Source organism: Aeromonas sp. QDB14, from assembly GCF_027707845.1.
Taxonomy (GTDB): domain Bacteria; phylum Pseudomonadota; class Gammaproteobacteria; order Enterobacterales; family Aeromonadaceae; genus Aeromonas; species Aeromonas caviae.
The window spans coordinates 20,546-35,629 of record NZ_JAPCJD010000002.1 but is presented as its reverse complement, the minus strand read 5'-3'; the positions used below and the strand labels follow the sequence as shown (position 1 = coordinate 35,629).

Genomic DNA, 15,084 nt, shown 5'->3' with positions numbered 1-15,084 from the left:
CGCAATGGCTGCCATGTTACCGTCACCTTCATCCCCTGCATCACCGCCTCTGGCTATCTGGTGCAGCCCCCTTATAATCGCCCGCATTATCTTCAAGCGGGATCTCTTCATGTCTTCCATCAACACCCTGACCGAGTTTCTGACCCAGGCCGATACCCAGTTCCAGCTGTTCGATCTGGGCCACCAGGTGCGCCCGCTCCCCAGCGACCTCTTCGTGCGCATCGAGCAGCAGCAGGAGCCCTACCCCTGGCCGTTGCAGCAACACGCCTGGCTCGGCGTGCACTTCTTCCAGCCGACCGAATCCAGGCACTACCTCTGGTTCCTCAAGTTCGCCCTTGATGAACGCGGCCTGCTCATTTCCAGCGGCCCCAAGCATTTCATGGATCAGGTGGTAGAGACTCTGGGCTACAAGCTCACCGGTGAACTGGACGAAGAGAAGGCCCAGCGTCTGGCGGACAACCCCTATACCTTCCGTCCGGCCGAGGCCAAGATGGCCAGTGTGCACGCCAAGCTGGCCCGCCAGCTGGAACAAGCCCCTTCCCCTTACTACGAGGCCCTCTGCCACTATCTGGCGGCGCCGGGGGAAGAGGGGTGGCAGGCCCTGGGACTGCAAGGGTTTGCAGATCTCGCGGAGCGGCTGCAGGTTGAACGCAACCTGGCACTGGTCTGCAAGGCCTTGCCCGTGCTGCCGCAAGCCCCCCTCTACGCCCTGTGCCAGAGCCTGGAGAACGCCCCCCTGCCTCCTGCCCTGCAAGGCGCATTGCTGGAGCGCATCGGCAAGGAGCAGGAGTGCGCCGAGCCTGACCCCGAAACCCTGGCCTATCTGTGCCGGGCACTGGCCTCCTGCCCGGGCAACGGACTACGCACCAACAAGCTGCTGACCCTGCTGCAAACCCGGCCAAGCCCCTCCCTGCTCCTCGCCATCGCTGGCCGCCTCTGGCCCGATCTGAAACACCCCGAACTGCTCGGCCTGTTTCTGGAGCAGCTCGCCCTGCAACCCACTCAGTTCTTCAACCAGGTATTTGCCGAGCTCGTCACGCTACAGGCCTTGCGCAATGATATGCTGGCAAAACTGCGTGACCCCGAACGCAGCGAGGCCCTGGGTCTGGCCATCGGTCGCCTGTTCGCTTCCACCTAGGCCCGACACAACGGCCCTGTTGCCTGAGGTGAACAGGGCCCCACACACATCACAGAAGGAACCCGCTGATGGGAGAAATGCTTGGGATCTTGCTGCTCGGCCTCGTTGGCTGGGCCTTCTGGCAACAGCGCCGCCAGGCGGAGTTGGCTTGGCAATACATGCGCCGCTACTGCCAGCACCACGACCTGCAACTGCTGTCGCTGGCGCGGACACACCGTGCCCTGGGGCACAAGCCCCTGCGCCTGCTCACCTACTACCAGTTCGAGTTCTCCAGCGACGGAGAGAGCCATTATCAGGGGCAGCTCTGCATGCAGGGGCTGCATGTCGCCGGTGTCGAACTGCCACCCCATCGTCTCCCCTCCTAGATTTGAGAGCACGGGGGCTGGCTATACTCTTCCACAGCCCCCTTCCAAGGAGTACCGACATGGAATTGCTCACCCATGACATGGCCGCCCTGTTTGCCCAGCTGGGGCTGGCCAGTGACGACATCAGCCAGCAGCGTTTTATCCGCGACCATCCCATCGATCGCCATACCCAGTTGCCCGACGCGCCGTTCTGGACGCCTTCCCAGGCAGGCTTTCTGCGCGATGCCCTCAGCCACGACGCCGACTGGGCGGAAGCCATCGACCAGCTGGATGTGATGCTGCGCCAGGGGACCTGATCCCCGCACTCCCGGCGGCCAGCGTTGGGTAGACGCGGAGCCGCCAATCCCCTCCCTCTCGCTACCCACGCCCTTCGCTCCGCTTTCCTGATGGACAGGCTTTGATTAAGCTCTGTGCCACTATCCACCCGCAGCAAGACGGCCGTGCAGGAGCCAAGATGTCAGCCCAAGAGATCATCCAGATAGCCAACGAACTCAGTGCCAGGGGGATCACCCCCTCTACCGCCATGGTCAAGGCCCGCCTCAGCCATCCCGTGCCCATGGCCGAGCTGCTCAAGGTGTTGAGCCAGTGGAAGCAGCAACCCCAGCCCGCGTCGACAGCGTCCGCCCCCGCCAGTGCCCCCGAGGCGTCCCCCCTGGCCACGGAAAGCGTCACTCTTCAGCAGCTGAGCGAGCAGCTCGCCCGGCTGGAGCAGAAGGTCGATCGCCTCACCGATCTGCTGCTCAACCAGAAGCCGGATTGACCCATCGCCATGTATATCCTCGAACTCACCTTTGAGTACTACCGCGATACCTCCCTCGGGGAGGCCGAACGGGCCATCGTCCACTACCTCGACATGCTGCGCTATCAGGGTCAGATCCTGGGGCGGGAGTTTCCCACCAGCATGCACGAAGGCTATTTCGTCAGCCGGGTGGTCTGCCCGGAGCAGGACAGCCTGCACCCTGACAACCAGAGCGAGCTGGTCGCCCTTGCCGAGCAAGGTCTGCACCAGGCGGGCCTGCTCGCCCCCAAACTCCACCTGCAAGGGGCGGATCTGCTCTCGGACAGCACGGACCCGTGCGCAGAGCAGGGGGAGCGTTCCAGCTGGATGCTGCTCTACACCAGCTTCCTGCACAGTTGCTCTCCCCTGCGCTGCGGCGACCACTTCGCTCCCATACCGCTCTATCGGCTGCCCGCCGTCGCCAACGGTGACCACAAGCAGATCATCAAGTGGCAGGAAGATTGGGAAGCCTGCGATCAGTTGCAGATGAACGGCTCCATCGCCGAACACGCCGCCCTGCACGAAATCGGCGAGGTGGGCAGCCGCCTTCATCGCCGGGGCAGCGATCTCGCCAGACGGCTGGAGCTCCTGAGCGGCATCCCCACCTATTACTATCTCTACCGGGTAGGTGGCCTGAGCGCTACCGAAGAGCGGGCTCGTCCCTGCCCTGGCTGTGGTGGCCCATGGGCGCTGGCCGCCCCCCTGCACGAGATCTTCGACTTCAGGTGCGAGCCTTGCAGGCTGGTCTCCAACCTCTCCTGGGACTTCAAGGAGTAGGTGCCCACCGCGCACAATGGCGCATTAAAAAGAGAGGGCCTTGCCAGGTGGCAAGGCCCTCTCTTTTGGGGCATCACTGGGGCAAGGTTTCCAGTCGCGCCAGAAAGGCCGGCAACGAGGAGGCCAGCGTCAGGCGCCGCCCGGAGTCCAGCCACTCCAGCCACACCTGGCCGCTCTCGTTATCGAGGGAGACCAGCGTCATCTCGTTGCGGGTCGTGGCAATGAAGAGTGAAGGGGATCGCTTCAACTTGCGCAGCATCAGCAGGTGGCCGATGAGGTTCTCCTTGAGCAGATCCAGATCGGCATCGTTCCACGGCAGGATGAGTTCGATGCGCAACCCCTTGAAAGAGCAGGGCAGAGGGCGGCTGAACCAGTGGCCAAACAGGGCGATGGCGCTGGGATGCAGGGTCAGCTCCAGGGCGTTCGCCATGGCCGTGAAGTCGGCTGCCTGCTCCCGCTGGAACGGACGCCAGGCGACCCGCCCCTCCCTGGGTTCATCCAGCTCGCAAGGAGAGCGCCAGTCGGCCTCCCAGTCACACAGGGGCAGCCCCCGCCTTCCTTCGCCATCGCGCTGCCAGCGTAAAAAGAACTGCTCCAGGGCAGACAGGACTTGATCCGACATCGATATTCCCCACAATAGCGGCCTCTGATGGCCGCAAGTACCTGATCGAAAAATCGGGCCATTGCACCATCAAACCCCTTATCAGACAAGCGTGAGCAAACCAGCATGAGCAAACAAGAGAGATACGCCGGCGCCAGTGTGCTGCAAGGCCTGAGCCTGGGGCAGCAGTCCGCCTACATCAGCCAGTACACCCCGAGTCTGCTGCAGCCCGTGCCACGCAGCCTGAACCGCGACGATCTTGGCCTGAGAGGTGAACTGCCGTTCCAGGGGTGCGACGTCTGGACCCTGTATGAACTCTCCTGGCTCAATGCCAAAGGCAAGCCCGTGGTTGCCATCGGGGAGGTCTTTGTGCCTGCTACCAGCCCGAATCTCATCGAGTCCAAGTCGTTCAAGCTTTACCTGAACTCCTTCAACCAGACCCGCTGCGACTCCATGGAGGCGGTGCAGGCGCTGCTGGTTCAGGACCTGAGTGGCTGCGCTGGTGCCCCGGTGAGCGTCACCCTCTTCACCCTCGACCAGGCCCCCCACCAGATAGCCCAGCTGCCCGGTGAGTGCATCGACAGCCTGGATATCGAGGTGGACGGCTACGAGTTTGACGAGACCCTGCTGCAAGGGGCCGCCGGTCACGAGATCGTGGAGGAGACCCTGCACAGCCACCTGCTCAAGTCCAACTGCCTGGTGACCAGCCAGCCGGACTGGGGATCCGTGGTGATCCACTATCGCGGCCCGCGTCTCGACCGGGAGAAGCTGTTGCGCTACCTCATTTCGTTCCGCCAGCACAACGAGTTCCACGAGCAGTGCATCGAGCGCATCTTTACCGATCTCAAGCACTTCTGCGCCCCGGAAAAACTGACCGTCCATGCCCGTTACACCCGCCGCGGCGGCCTGGACATCAACCCTTTCCGCAGCGACTGGGAGCCGGTTCCGGCGAACCTGCGCCTCATTCGCCAGTAATCACCGGCGCCGCCATCCTGCGGGCTGCGGCCGGCTGCGCATCACCTCAGTAAACTCTGGACGGGCGGGGGTGGGCTTGGATAACATGCCTGCACCTCCGTGCCGTTCTTAATCCAATGAATCAACTGTTTTTTCTGGCAATGATGATGTCCTCCCTGTCGGCTCCTGATCTGGATCTGGCCAAGGAGCAGTTGTCCATCGACCTGCAGCAGGCCCAAACCCTGGTACTGACCGATCCCGCCAGATGTGCCCAGATTGCCACCTCCTTCCTCGAACGCACGGCCAACAATCCCAAGCAGATCATCAGCAACCGTCAGGAGTACGGCTATCGCGAGCCGATGCTGAACTACGGTACCGCCACCCAGACCACGGGCGCCTATCTGCTCAAGGGGGAGTGTCTGCAGCAGCTAGGGCAGTTCGCCCAGGCACAGGAGTCCTTTGAGCAGGGCATCGCCATGGCCGAGAAAGAGCAGCAGTTCGAGCTGCAGGCCCATGGGCTCTATCTGCTGGTTCGAAGCCGCAATCTGCAACAGCATACCCATGGCGCCGCGGCCCCCCTGCTCGACAAACTCGACAAACTGCTGGCCAATCCCGACCTCAAGGAGAGCCAGTTGCAGGTCTACAGCCGTCTGCTACGCGTCAACGCCAGCGTAGAGGAGCGGCAATTCGATCTCGCCAAACAGCAGCTGGCCGAAACCCGCAAATGGGCGGAACACGCCAAACAGCCTCTGGCCAGGGCCTGGACCAGCGCCGTGGGCGGGGATCTCTATCAGGCGCTGGGTCAGCCCCAGCTTGCACTGGGGGAGTACATCGAAGCACAACAGCAAGCCAAGCCCCTGCAGGATCCCCTCTTCCTCGGCCTGCTCTCGAACCAGATGGTCAGCCTCTATCAGGAAGAGCAGGAGCCACAAAAAGCGCTGCAATACGCCAGTGAGGCGGCCAACTATTTTCATGCCCTCGGCAATTCCTCCATGCTGAGCGACGCTTTGATCGTGCTCGCCCGTCTCAACCGGGATCAGGGCGAGATGAACATGGCGCTGGTCTATTTCTTCAATGCCCTCGACCTGCTGGACGAGAGCAGCAACCGCACCCGCATCGCCCATCTCAAGTTCGAGATAGGCAAGACCTACCTGCAGACCGGCAACCTCAACCTGGCGCGAAACTACCTGAACGCCGCACGCCAGTCCCATGAGCTGGGGGATGACAAGGAGTCGCTCATCGACACCCTGCTGTTGCTGGGAGAGTTGCACCTCAAGCAGCAGGAGGCGGGCATCGCCATCCTGCAGTTGGAGAACGCCCTCACCCTGGCCAACCGGATTGGGGACATCCGGCGCCAGTTCGAGATCTTCCGCCTGCTCTCCGTCGCTTATGAGCAGAAGGGTTACCTCCAGCAGGCCCTGGAGAGCTACAAGAATTACCACCAGCGCAGCGAACTGGTTCGCCAGCAACAGCTGGCGCTGGAGCAGGAGGCGGTGCGCGACAACTACGCCCAGGTGGAGCGGGTGCAACAGGTCAAGGAGCTGGAACAGCAACTCGACGTCAGCCAGCACCAGCAGGAGCGATACCTCTGGACCAGCGTCAGCACCGGGCTGCTGCTGGCACTCTTCATCTATCTGTTCTTCACCCTCTGGCTGAAACTGCGGGTCGCGCGCCTTCATGCCAAACAGCTGGGAGAGGCCCTGCTGGTAGAGCCGCGCAGCGGCCTGGCCAACTGGCAGCGACTGATGAGCCGCTGGCCGCGGGAGATGGCAAAGCGCCAGCAAAAATCCGAGCGCTGGTACCTGAGCGAACGCCCCACCAGCGAATTTGACGACAAGCTGCACTACCTGCTGTTCCGGGTTCCCTTCCTGATCAACAGCCTGGAGCAGCACGGCTATCAGGTCAGCCGCGAGATAGAGCAGGCCTTCGGCCGTTACGTCAACGAACTGACCCCGCAGGATGGCCGCATCTACGACCTGCGCGAAGGTCACCTGCTCTATGTGGTGCCCCAGCGCCACGTGGCCCAGTTGCATCAGCTGGCCCAGACCCTGCTCGACACCCTGGCAGCCTTCCCCTGCGAGCACCCGCTGGACAGGCGCATCAGCCTCGGCATCGTCAGTCATCCCTTCCTGCCCAAGGCGGCCATGGCCCTCGATCACCACGGCCTGTTCGATCTCTGCTACCTGGCCCTCTCGGGAGCCATTCAGCTCAGCGAAAAATACCAGCAGAGCGTCTGGCTTGAGCTGGCCGCCATCGATTGCCAGCAGGCCGCATTTTTTAACGGAGATGTGTGGCAATGCTGCTTGATGGCAATTGACAAGGGACTGGTAAAAGTAAATTCTTCTCATGAAAAGCAATGGGTTAACTGGCTTGCGCTTTCACGGATGAAGGTTGCGGACAATCCTTGACAAAAAGGTACTCAACGGGGTCTTTGATTGGCTTTCTGTTGCTGGACGAAACAAAAACGATAATGACAACAGGGCGACCTGAAGAATGAATGATATGGCTGCCGTAACAGGACAACTGGCAAGACTCAGGGAATCCCTCCAGCAGAAACAGCAGGAGCTTGACGGCATGGCGAGCTTCTCCGATGCCGAACGCACCCGCAGTATCCAGTTCATCGGCAAGTTGATGCAAGCCTGTCGCGGCCACGATCGCGAGCTCGACAACCGGCTCGCCAAGCTCAAGCAGAAACTTGAAGGCAACCCTCCGCTCACCTCCATCGATGCCGATCTGATCGCCATCGAGAAGCTGTTGCAGCAGCACAGCCACACCATGGAAGAGTCCATCAGCCTGACCCGGGCAGCCATCGATCTCGGCAGCAAACAGCTCAAAACCATCAAGGGGTTTCCGGAAGATACCCGCCGCGCCCTCAAGGAGTTTCTCGCCAGCCCGGAGAGTTACGGCATCGGCGATCACCAGAAGAAGGTGATCCGGCTGCTGGAGTTCTACCAGCAGGCGATCAAGATCCAGCTGCTGCCGCGCAAGCCGCTGATCCCCCCTTCGGCGGAGATCCCCACCGAGCTCTCCAGCCCGGCCCCTACCGACTCCTTTGACATCAAGGCACATGCCCAGATTTCAGACGAGTTGCAGCGTCTCATCACCGAGCTCGACTTTGCCGGCGCCGTGGGCGAGAGCCTCGCAGACATCCGCCGCCAGTTGCTCGGGGGCATCACCCCTGCCCTGCTGGCCGAAGTCTGCCTGCAGATCATCGAACTCATCATCGAGGGTACCCGGGAAGAGCGCAAAGCCTCCCAGGCGTTTCTCAGCACACTGAACGAGAGTCTCTCCTCGGTCCATTACAGCTTTACCGAATCCCTGGATGAAGGGCGGGCGCTGCAAAATGCCGCCCATCTCAGCGGACAGGCGCTGGAGCGGGAACTCGCCGCCATCGATCGCGCCATGGCAGCCCATGACTCGCCACAGATACTCAGGGACGCCATTTCTGGGCATCTGGACACCATCCGCCGGCTGCAGCAGGAGCGGGAGGAGATGGCCAACCGCGAGCGCCACCTGCTCACCCACCTCTCCAACATGGAAGCCAAGCTCAGGTTGATGAAGGACGAGACCGCCGAGTACAAGAAGCGGCTCAGCATCCAGAAACACAAGCTCTTCCTCGACAGCCTGACCCAGGTACACAACCGGGCGGCCCTGGACGAGCGGCTCGAGCTCGAATACAAACGCTGGCTACGCTATGGCACCCCCCTGTGCCTGGCCATCATCGACATCGACCACTTCAAGCACATCAATGACAATTACGGCCACATGGCCGGCGACAAGGCATTGAAGGTGGTTGCCAAGGCCCTGCAGAACGCCTTGCGCGACACCGACTTCATCGCCCGCTTTGGCGGTGAGGAGTTCGTGGTCCTGCTGCCGAACATCAATCCGGACAAGTACCAGAAGCCGCTGGAGAACCTGCGTCAGACCATCAAGAGCATCCCGTTCCGCTTTCGCGATGCCAGGGTCGAGATCACCATCTCCATCGGTGCCACCCTGTTTCGGACCGGCGACCATACCACGGATGCGTTCGAGCGCGCCGACAAGGCGCTTTACAGTTCCAAGCACTCCGGCCGGGATCAGGTCAATCTCGCCTGAATCCGCTTTGAGGGGCGGCTAAAAAAGCGGCAAACGCACAGTCCCCCTATTCCCCTGCCCACCCCCTTGCCTCTACTATCGAACCCGAGGGATGCCAAAGCATCCCGTTTTCTCCCCAGGGAAAGCACAACGATAACAAGCGAGTGAAAGGGGAAATTATGATTACACACATCAATCCCGTGGGCAGCATGGACCTGCTGTCCCAGCTCGAGGTGGATCGCCTCAAGCAGACGGCCTCCAGCGATATCTATCAACTGTTTCGCAACTGCTCGCTGGCGGTCCTCAACTCCGGCAGCCATACCGACAGTTCCAAAGAGATACTGGAACGTTTCAAATCCTTCGATATTCACGTGATCCGGCGCGAGCGCGGGGTCAAGCTCGAGCTGTTCAACGCCCCCGAGCACGCCTTCGTCGACGGCGAGATCATCCGCGGCATCCAGGAGCACCTGTTCTCCGTGCTGCGGGACATTCTCTATGTGTCGACCCAGCTCGAGTCCAATCGTCTGGTCAACCTGACCAGCTCCACCCATATCTCCAACGTGGTGTTCGCCATCCTGCGCAACGCCAAGGCGATCCTGCCCGGCGCCGATCCCAACCTGGTGGTCTGCTGGGGCGGCCACTCCATCAACGAGGTGGAATACCAGTACACCCGGGCAGTGGGTAGCGAGCTGGGTCTGCGCGAGCTCAACATCTGTACCGGCTGCGGTCCGGGCGCCATGGAGGGCCCCATGAAGGGGGCCGCCGTCGGCCACGCCAAGCAGCGGGTGCGCAACGGCCGTTACATCGGTCTCACCGAGCCTTCCATCATCGCCGCCGAACCGCCGAACCCCATCGTCAACGAGCTGGTGATCCTGCCGGACATCGAGAAGCGGCTGGAAGCCTTCGTGCGTCTGGGTCACGGCATCATCATCTTCCCGGGCGGGGTCGGAACTGCCGAGGAGCTGCTCTACCTGCTCGGCATCATGATGCACCCGGCCAACGATCGCCAACCCATCCCCATCGTGCTGACCGGCCCGAAAGAGAGCGCCGACTACTTCCGCGCCATCGACGACTTCGTCAAGGCGACCCTGGGGGAAGCCGCCACCAGTCTCTACCGGATCATCATCGGCGATGCGCCCGAGGTGGCACGCGTGATGAAGGAGGCGATGCCGAAGATCCGCGAATACCGCAAGTCGGTGGGAGATGCCTACTCCTTCAACTGGTCCCTGCGGATCGAGCCCGAGTTCCAGCTGCCGTTCGAGCCGGATCACGCCAGCATGGCCAGCCTGGATCTGCATCGCAACCAGCCGCCCCAGCTGCTGGCAGCCAACCTGCGCCGCGCCTTCTCAGGCATCGTCGCAGGCAACGTCAAGGAAGGGGGCATCAGGGCCATCGAGAAGAAGGGTCCCTTCAAGCTGCACGGCGACAAGGAGCTGATGCACCTGATGGACAGGTTGCTGGAGAGCTTCGTCAAGCAGCAGCGCATGAAGCTGCCGGGCAGCCAGTACGTTCCCTGCTACGAGATAGTCAAATAGTCGGAACATCACAATGCACCGGAGGGGCCCATGGGCCCCTCTTTCATTGATGGTCTTCTACGGGGTTAGCAGGAGACGCCACCATTGTTACAATGGCACTCCCCGACGCCCGGAGTGCCCCATGCCACACCTGCTCATCATCGATGCCCTCAACCTCATCCGCCGACTGCACGCGGTGCAGAGCCAGCAGGGACTGACCCCGGCCCAGGCCCTGCTCGCCACCCGAGCCAACCTCATCAACACCTGCAAGAAGCTCCTGGCAGCCAGCGAGCCGACCCACGCCATCGCGGTCTTTGACGGTGAGGTCCACAGCTGGCGCAAGACGCTCTATCCCCCCTACAAGGAGGGCCGCACCCCCATGCCGGATGAGCTGAGGGAAGGGCTTGCCGACCTGCAGGACGCCTTCTGGGAGTGCGGTGTGGATGCCCTGCTCTCCCAGACCGACGAGGCGGACGATCTCATCGCCACCCTGGCAAGCGGCATTGCCCAGCACGGCGCCAGCGCCACCATCATCTCCACCGACAAGGGGTTCTGCCAGCTCATCTGCCCGCAGATCCGGGTGCGGGATTACTTCAACAAACGCTGGCTGGATGCCGCCTTCGTCCAGCAGCAGTACGGCGTTACACCGACCCAGCTTGTGGACTTCTGGGCCCTGACCGGTATCAGCGGCTCCAACATCAAGGGGGTGCCCGGCATTGGCCCCAAGACCGCCACCCAGTTGCTGCAGCAATACGGGGACCTGGCTGCCATGCTGGAGGCCTGTGAGCGGGAGGAGGCCACCAGACCCCTGCTCAAGCTGCGCCAGCACCGGGAAGAGGCCCTGCTGGCCCAACGCCTGGTCCGGCTGCAGCACGATATCCCGCTCGGGTTCAACCTGCGGGAGATCCGCTACCCTCCCATCCCTGATGCCGGGGCGTGATCCCCAGCACACCATTTCCCAAGACAGGCCGTACCTGTTGACATAAATGGGTAAAATGTAAAGAAACATGGAGGATGTGGTGCAAAAATGGTATAAAGCCGACGAATCCTCCCCCTCTGTTCCCTAGAAGTGGATACGCCTCATGTCAAAAAGAAAGATTACCGTCATCCCGGGCGACGGCATCGGCCCCAGCATCATCGAATCCGCCATCCAGATCCTGACCCACGCGGGTTGTGACTTCGACTACGAATACGCAGACGCCGGTCTGGTAGCCCTGGAAAAACATGGCGAGCTGCTGCCCCAGGCCACCCTCGACCTGATCGAGAAGAACAAGGTCAGCCTGAAAGGCCCGCTCACCACTCCGGTCGGCGGTGGCTTCACCTCCATCAACGTCTCCCTGCGCAAGAAGTTCAATCTCTACGCCAACGTGCGCCCCGTCCTCTCCTTCAAGGGCACCAAGAGCCGTTACGACAACATCGACATCATCACGGTGCGCGAGAACACCGAAGGCATGTACTCCGGTGCCGGCCAGAAGCGCAGCGATGACAACCAGAGCGCCGAGGCGATGAGCATCATCACCCGGGAAGGGGCCGAGCGCATCGTCACCTTCGCCTTCGAGCTGGCGCGCCAGGAAGGACGCAAGAAGGTCACCATCATCCACAAGGCCAACATCCTCAAGTCCACCTCCGGCCTGTTCCTGGAAGTGGCCCGTCAGGTCGCGGCCCGCTACCCGGACATCCAGAACGAGGAGATGATCGTCGACGCCGCCTGCATGAACCTGGTGATGTACCCGGAGCGCTTCGATGTGATGGTCACCACCAACCTGTTCGGCGACATTCTCTCGGATCTCTGTGCCGGTCTGGTGGGGGGGCTGGGCATGGCGCCAGGCGCCAACATCGGTGAAGGGGCCGCCATCTTCGAAGCGGTACACGGCTCTGCGCCGGACATCGCCGGCAAGAACATCGCCAACCCCACCTCGGTGATCCTCGCCTCCATCCAGATGCTGGAGTATCTCGGCATGCAGGACAAGGCGGAGCGCATTCGCGAGGCCGTGCGGACGACCATCGAGTCCGGCGATCGGGTGACCCGTGACCTGGGGGGCACAGCGTCCACCAGCGAATTCACCCAGGCCATCATCGACCGTCTATAAATAGAATCCAACCATATGATTTTAAAAGGGAGCTTCGGCTCCCTTTGTTTTATGCCAACGCCTCCCTACCTCCCTCGCCAGATGAATACTATGTTGATATGAGGGATAAGGAGATCCACCATGCGTGCTACTTTCATCTTGCTGATTGTCAGCAGCAGTGCCACGGCATTAGACAGGCCAGTCGACAATGCCTGGTTGACGCCGCCTCCCCAGCACGAGGCGCCAGCCAAGCAGACCTGGCAATCCACCCTGGATACCAACGATCTGCTCAAACAGCCCAAGCCGCTCTCCCTGGGGGTGGATATCACCACCGACAGCAACGGTAATCGGCAGATCACCCCCTATCAGAAACTGAACCTCACGGCAGAGAAGAGCGTCAGCCTCTCCTTCGAAAAGCAAAAGCCCAGGATCAAGTTCAACGCTGGCGGCATCAACACCTCGGTCAAGCTTCGCGGGGATGGCGTCAAGATGCAGTTCAACCCCAGTGACAAGACCATTCCCCTGCAAATTGAGCTGAAGATCACCGACGACGAGTCCATGATGCGTCTGGACTACCGCTTCTGATGGCCCAGACACAAAAAAACCGGACGTCACCGTCCGGTTTTTTCATGCCCTGTTCCCGATGCTGCTTCAGGACTTGGGAGACAACTTGGAGACCCAGAACTTGTTGTAGACGTGCACCGTGATCTCTTCGCGATCGTGATAGAGCTGTTTGGCCTGAATGATGAAGCCGCTGTCGATCTCGGCCAGCAGTCCGCGCAACACCTCGATGTTGTGCACCGCCTCGGCGTAGCGCTTCTTCATCGGCAGCTTGAGGTTGAACATGGCTTCCTGACAGTCGTTCTCCCTGAACCAGTCGGCCACCATGTGGGTCACTCGCGCCGGTTTGTCCACCATGTCGCACACCAGCCAGTAGGTATTCTTCTTGCTCGGCCGCCACACGAAACCATCGTCACGGATGTGCTTCACCTGACCTGTGTCCATCAGGGATTGGGCCATCATGCCGTTGTCCACCGCCGTCACCATCATGCCGCGACGCACCAGCTGATAGGTCCAGCCACCCGGGCAGGCACCAAGATCCACGGCCTTCAGGCCGGAGCACAGGCGCAAGTCCCACTCTTCCTTCGGCACGAAGACGTAGAACGCCTCTTCCAGCTTGAGGCTGGAGCGGCTCGGGGCATCGGCCGGGAATCGCAGGCGCGGGATCCCCATGTGGAAGGCAGAGTTGTTGAAGGAGTAGGAGTACCCCAGCATCAGGTGGTCGTTGGCCAGGAAGAAGGCGTGGAACACGGGACGGTTCGGGGTCTCCTTCTTGGTCAGGATCTCGTTGCTGCGCAGCGCCTGGCGAAGCGGCACGGTGAACTTGCGGCAGAAGGCGGAGAGCTCCTTCGCCTCGTTGGTGTCGGCCGTCTCCACCCGCAGATCCCCGCAAATGGCGTAGCCACTCGCCGCCTCCAGGATGGGAGAGACCCGATCGCTTATTTCCAGATCTTTCAGCTCGTGGGTCACCACCAGCATCTGGCGAATGAAGATGAGCTCGCGGAACGGCAGCTTGCGCGCCAGCAGATCGGCCTGCTCCTCGTCATACAACTCGAAGATCACATAGCCGCTGTCGTCCTTGACCCGGGCAAAGCCGTAGCACTGCATGTTGCCGGCACGCTCGGTGATCTCTGCCGCCGCCTCTTTCTCAAAACCCGGGCGGCAATAAAGCAGCAGATTATTCATTCTTTCCTCCAAGACGACAGCCGACCCACATCAGAGCCGCCCATCCCAACATAAAACAGAGGCCACCGGCCGGGGTGATGAGCCCCAGCCCCTTGCTGCCAAGCAGCACCATGGCGTAAATACTGCCGGAGAATCCCAGGATCCCCAGCACAAAGACGGCGCCCGCGAAGGTGATCACCTTGCCGCGCACGCCGCACAACCCCAGCACCAGCAGGGCCAGGGCGTGGAAAAACTGGTATTGCACGGCGGTGTTGAACGCCGCCAGCAACGAAGGGGCGATGCCGGTCGGCGCCAGCCCATGAGCGCCGTAGGCCCCGAGCATGGTGGCCGTCAGGCCGAAGAAACCTGCCAGCACCAGCCAATGTCGTTGGATCTGCATCTTCTCTCCTTGCACGCTTCTTCTCTCGACCCGCTCGAGATGGTCAGGAGCGGCCCACCGCCGCGATAAAACCCTTGATCCGCTCCGCACCCAGGCGCAGGTTCTCCTGCTCACTCATGCCGCTCGCCTTTCTCGGTTTGAAACCATGATCCCCGTCGGTCAGCCAGTGGACCGATACGGCGGGTGAGAAGGGGAAATCGGCCAGCTCGGCGCGGGAACCGAAGGTATCGCGCTCCCCCTGCAGCAGCAGCGTGGGCGTCGTGATCAGCTTGAGCACCTCGCCCCGCCATGCGTCGGGCTTGGCCGGGGGGTGGAAAGGATACCCGAGAACGATCAATCCTGCAGCATCCATCTCGTCGCCCCCCTCGCAAAACAGCTCGGCCGCCATCCTTCCCCCCATGGACTTGCCCGCCAGAAACAGCCGGGGATGGGCAAACTGGCGCACCATCTCGCGCCAGTGAGCCAGCAGCACGGGTTGTCTGTCCGGCGGCCTGCGTTTGCCGTCCTGAGCCCGTTTGGTCATGTAGGGGAAGTTGAAGCGCACCACCTCGATCTCCGGCCCCGCCAGCAGTCGCGACAACTCGGCCAGGAAGCTGTGCTCCATGCCCGCCCCCGCGCCGTGGGCAAGCAGAATGCGAACGGGGGCGTCACTCGCCCCCTCTCTTGTCAGGTCAGTCACCAGGTCAACT

16 protein-coding genes are annotated in these 15,084 nt (G+C 61.7%); 12 read left to right on the top strand and 4 right to left on the bottom strand.

Going from position 1 to position 15,084, the window contains the following annotated elements; all coding sequences use genetic code 11:
* Positions 1-109: 109 nt before the first annotated feature.
* The 5 genes from PG887_RS00990 (at position 110) to PG887_RS00970 (ending at position 3,058) form a co-directional block, all read left to right on the top strand.
* The gene (locus PG887_RS00990) at positions 110-1,138 is read left to right on the top strand and encodes a DUF3549 family protein (protein ID WP_270821020.1); all 1,029 of its coding nucleotides are present in this window, start codon (positions 110-112) and stop codon (positions 1,136-1,138) included.
* A gap of 68 nt (positions 1,139-1,206) precedes the next feature.
* The gene (locus PG887_RS00985) at positions 1,207-1,503 is read left to right on the top strand and encodes a DUF3301 domain-containing protein (RefSeq protein WP_039039421.1); all 297 of its coding nucleotides are present in this window, start codon (positions 1,207-1,209) and stop codon (positions 1,501-1,503) included.
* A 59-nt stretch (positions 1,504-1,562) separates the two neighbouring features.
* Positions 1,563-1,799, top strand: a complete 237-nt coding sequence (locus PG887_RS00980) for a DUF2789 domain-containing protein (RefSeq protein ID WP_039039420.1) — start codon at positions 1,563-1,565, stop codon at positions 1,797-1,799.
* Positions 1,800-1,957: 158 nt separating this feature from the next.
* The gene (locus tag PG887_RS00975; protein ID WP_270821019.1) at positions 1,958-2,263 is read left to right on the top strand and encodes a hypothetical protein; all 306 of its coding nucleotides are present in this window, start codon (positions 1,958-1,960) and stop codon (positions 2,261-2,263) included.
* 9 nt (positions 2,264-2,272) lie between these two features.
* Positions 2,273-3,058 carry a Zn-ribbon-containing protein gene (locus PG887_RS00970; protein ID WP_270821018.1) on the top strand — a complete coding sequence of 262 codons (786 nt, stop codon included), beginning with the start codon at positions 2,273-2,275 and terminating at the stop codon, positions 3,056-3,058.
* A gap of 73 nt (positions 3,059-3,131) precedes the next feature.
* Here the strand turns inward: PG887_RS00970 and syd are convergent, their stop codons facing one another.
* Positions 3,132-3,680 carry a SecY-interacting protein gene (syd, locus tag PG887_RS00965; RefSeq protein WP_270821016.1) on the bottom strand — a complete coding sequence of 183 codons (549 nt, stop codon included), beginning with the start codon at positions 3,678-3,680 and terminating at the stop codon, positions 3,132-3,134.
* A 105-nt stretch (positions 3,681-3,785) separates the two neighbouring features.
* On the opposite strand from syd, the gene queF reads away from it, so the two are divergent.
* The 7 genes from queF (at position 3,786) to PG887_RS00930 (ending at position 12,855) form a co-directional block, all read left to right on the top strand.
* The gene (queF, locus tag PG887_RS00960; RefSeq protein WP_270821015.1) at positions 3,786-4,634 is read left to right on the top strand and encodes an NADPH-dependent 7-cyano-7-deazaguanine reductase QueF; all 849 of its coding nucleotides are present in this window, start codon (positions 3,786-3,788) and stop codon (positions 4,632-4,634) included.
* Positions 4,635-4,750: 116 nt separating this feature from the next.
* Positions 4,751-7,021, top strand: a complete 2,271-nt coding sequence (locus PG887_RS00955; protein WP_128273291.1) for a hypothetical protein — start codon at positions 4,751-4,753, stop codon at positions 7,019-7,021.
* Positions 7,022-7,106: 85 nt separating this feature from the next.
* The gene (locus PG887_RS00950) at positions 7,107-8,708 is read left to right on the top strand and encodes a GGDEF domain-containing protein (protein WP_048208181.1); all 1,602 of its coding nucleotides are present in this window, start codon (positions 7,107-7,109) and stop codon (positions 8,706-8,708) included.
* Positions 8,709-8,866: 158 nt separating this feature from the next.
* On the top strand, positions 8,867-10,222 hold the full coding sequence (gene ppnN / locus PG887_RS00945; protein ID WP_010673382.1) for a nucleotide 5'-monophosphate nucleosidase PpnN: 1,356 nt from the start codon (positions 8,867-8,869) through the stop codon (positions 10,220-10,222).
* A 121-nt stretch (positions 10,223-10,343) separates the two neighbouring features.
* Entirely contained in the window at positions 10,344-11,141 is a 798-nt protein-coding gene (gene xni, locus PG887_RS00940; RefSeq protein ID WP_042864270.1) for a flap endonuclease Xni, read from the top strand.
* Positions 11,142-11,283: 142 nt separating this feature from the next.
* A complete protein-coding gene (locus PG887_RS00935) occupies positions 11,284-12,291 on the top strand; it encodes an isocitrate dehydrogenase (protein ID WP_049636264.1) in 1,008 nt (335 codons plus the stop codon).
* A 120-nt stretch (positions 12,292-12,411) separates the two neighbouring features.
* A complete protein-coding gene (locus tag PG887_RS00930; protein WP_010673379.1) occupies positions 12,412-12,855 on the top strand; it encodes a hypothetical protein in 444 nt (147 codons plus the stop codon).
* Between the two features lie 66 nt (positions 12,856-12,921).
* Here PG887_RS00930 and rlmM read toward each other — a convergent pair whose 3' ends face one another.
* From rlmM to PG887_RS00915, 3 genes are read right to left on the bottom strand one after another with little or no spacing between them, the layout of a single operon-like run.
* The gene (gene rlmM / locus PG887_RS00925; protein WP_042864272.1) at positions 12,922-14,016 is read right to left on the bottom strand and encodes a 23S rRNA (cytidine(2498)-2'-O)-methyltransferase RlmM; all 1,095 of its coding nucleotides are present in this window, start codon (positions 14,014-14,016) and stop codon (positions 12,922-12,924) included.
* Positions 14,009-14,395 carry a DUF423 domain-containing protein gene (locus PG887_RS00920; RefSeq protein ID WP_270821013.1) on the bottom strand — a complete coding sequence of 129 codons (387 nt, stop codon included), beginning with the start codon at positions 14,393-14,395 and terminating at the stop codon, positions 14,009-14,011. The genes rlmM and PG887_RS00920 overlap by 8 nt, the downstream gene beginning before the upstream one ends.
* Before the next feature lie 43 nt (positions 14,396-14,438).
* Positions 14,439-15,074, bottom strand: coding sequence for an alpha/beta fold hydrolase (locus PG887_RS00915; protein WP_270821012.1), 636 nt, complete (start codon positions 15,072-15,074; stop codon positions 14,439-14,441).
* Positions 15,075-15,084: the final 10 nt, after the last annotated feature.

Excerpts from the sequence above, each read along its gene's own strand:
- rlmM (WP_042864272.1), bottom strand. The coding sequence starts at position 14,016 with ATGAATAATCTGCTGCTTTATTGCCGCCCGGGTTTTGAGAAAGAGGCG.
- PG887_RS00950 (WP_048208181.1), top strand. The coding sequence starts at position 7,107 with ATGAATGATATGGCTGCCGTAACAGGACAACTGGCAAGACTCAGGGAA.
- PG887_RS00975 (WP_270821019.1), top strand. The coding sequence starts at position 1,958 with ATGTCAGCCCAAGAGATCATCCAGATAGCCAACGAACTCAGTGCCAGG.
- PG887_RS00930 (WP_010673379.1), top strand. The coding sequence starts at position 12,412 with ATGCGTGCTACTTTCATCTTGCTGATTGTCAGCAGCAGTGCCACGGCA.
- syd (WP_270821016.1), bottom strand. The coding sequence starts at position 3,680 with ATGTCGGATCAAGTCCTGTCTGCCCTGGAGCAGTTCTTTTTACGCTGG.
- xni (WP_042864270.1), top strand. The coding sequence starts at position 10,344 with ATGCCACACCTGCTCATCATCGATGCCCTCAACCTCATCCGCCGACTG.
- PG887_RS00980 (WP_039039420.1), top strand. The coding sequence starts at position 1,563 with ATGGAATTGCTCACCCATGACATGGCCGCCCTGTTTGCCCAGCTGGGG.
- PG887_RS00920 (WP_270821013.1), bottom strand. The coding sequence starts at position 14,395 with ATGCAGATCCAACGACATTGGCTGGTGCTGGCAGGTTTCTTCGGCCTG.
- queF (WP_270821015.1), top strand. The coding sequence starts at position 3,786 with ATGAGCAAACAAGAGAGATACGCCGGCGCCAGTGTGCTGCAAGGCCTG.
- PG887_RS00955 (WP_128273291.1), top strand. The coding sequence starts at position 4,751 with ATGAATCAACTGTTTTTTCTGGCAATGATGATGTCCTCCCTGTCGGCT.
- PG887_RS00970 (WP_270821018.1), top strand. The coding sequence starts at position 2,273 with ATGTATATCCTCGAACTCACCTTTGAGTACTACCGCGATACCTCCCTC.
- PG887_RS00935 (WP_049636264.1), top strand. The coding sequence starts at position 11,284 with ATGTCAAAAAGAAAGATTACCGTCATCCCGGGCGACGGCATCGGCCCC.
- PG887_RS00985 (WP_039039421.1), top strand. The coding sequence starts at position 1,207 with ATGGGAGAAATGCTTGGGATCTTGCTGCTCGGCCTCGTTGGCTGGGCC.
- PG887_RS00990 (WP_270821020.1), top strand. The coding sequence starts at position 110 with ATGTCTTCCATCAACACCCTGACCGAGTTTCTGACCCAGGCCGATACC.
- ppnN (WP_010673382.1), top strand. The coding sequence starts at position 8,867 with ATGATTACACACATCAATCCCGTGGGCAGCATGGACCTGCTGTCCCAG.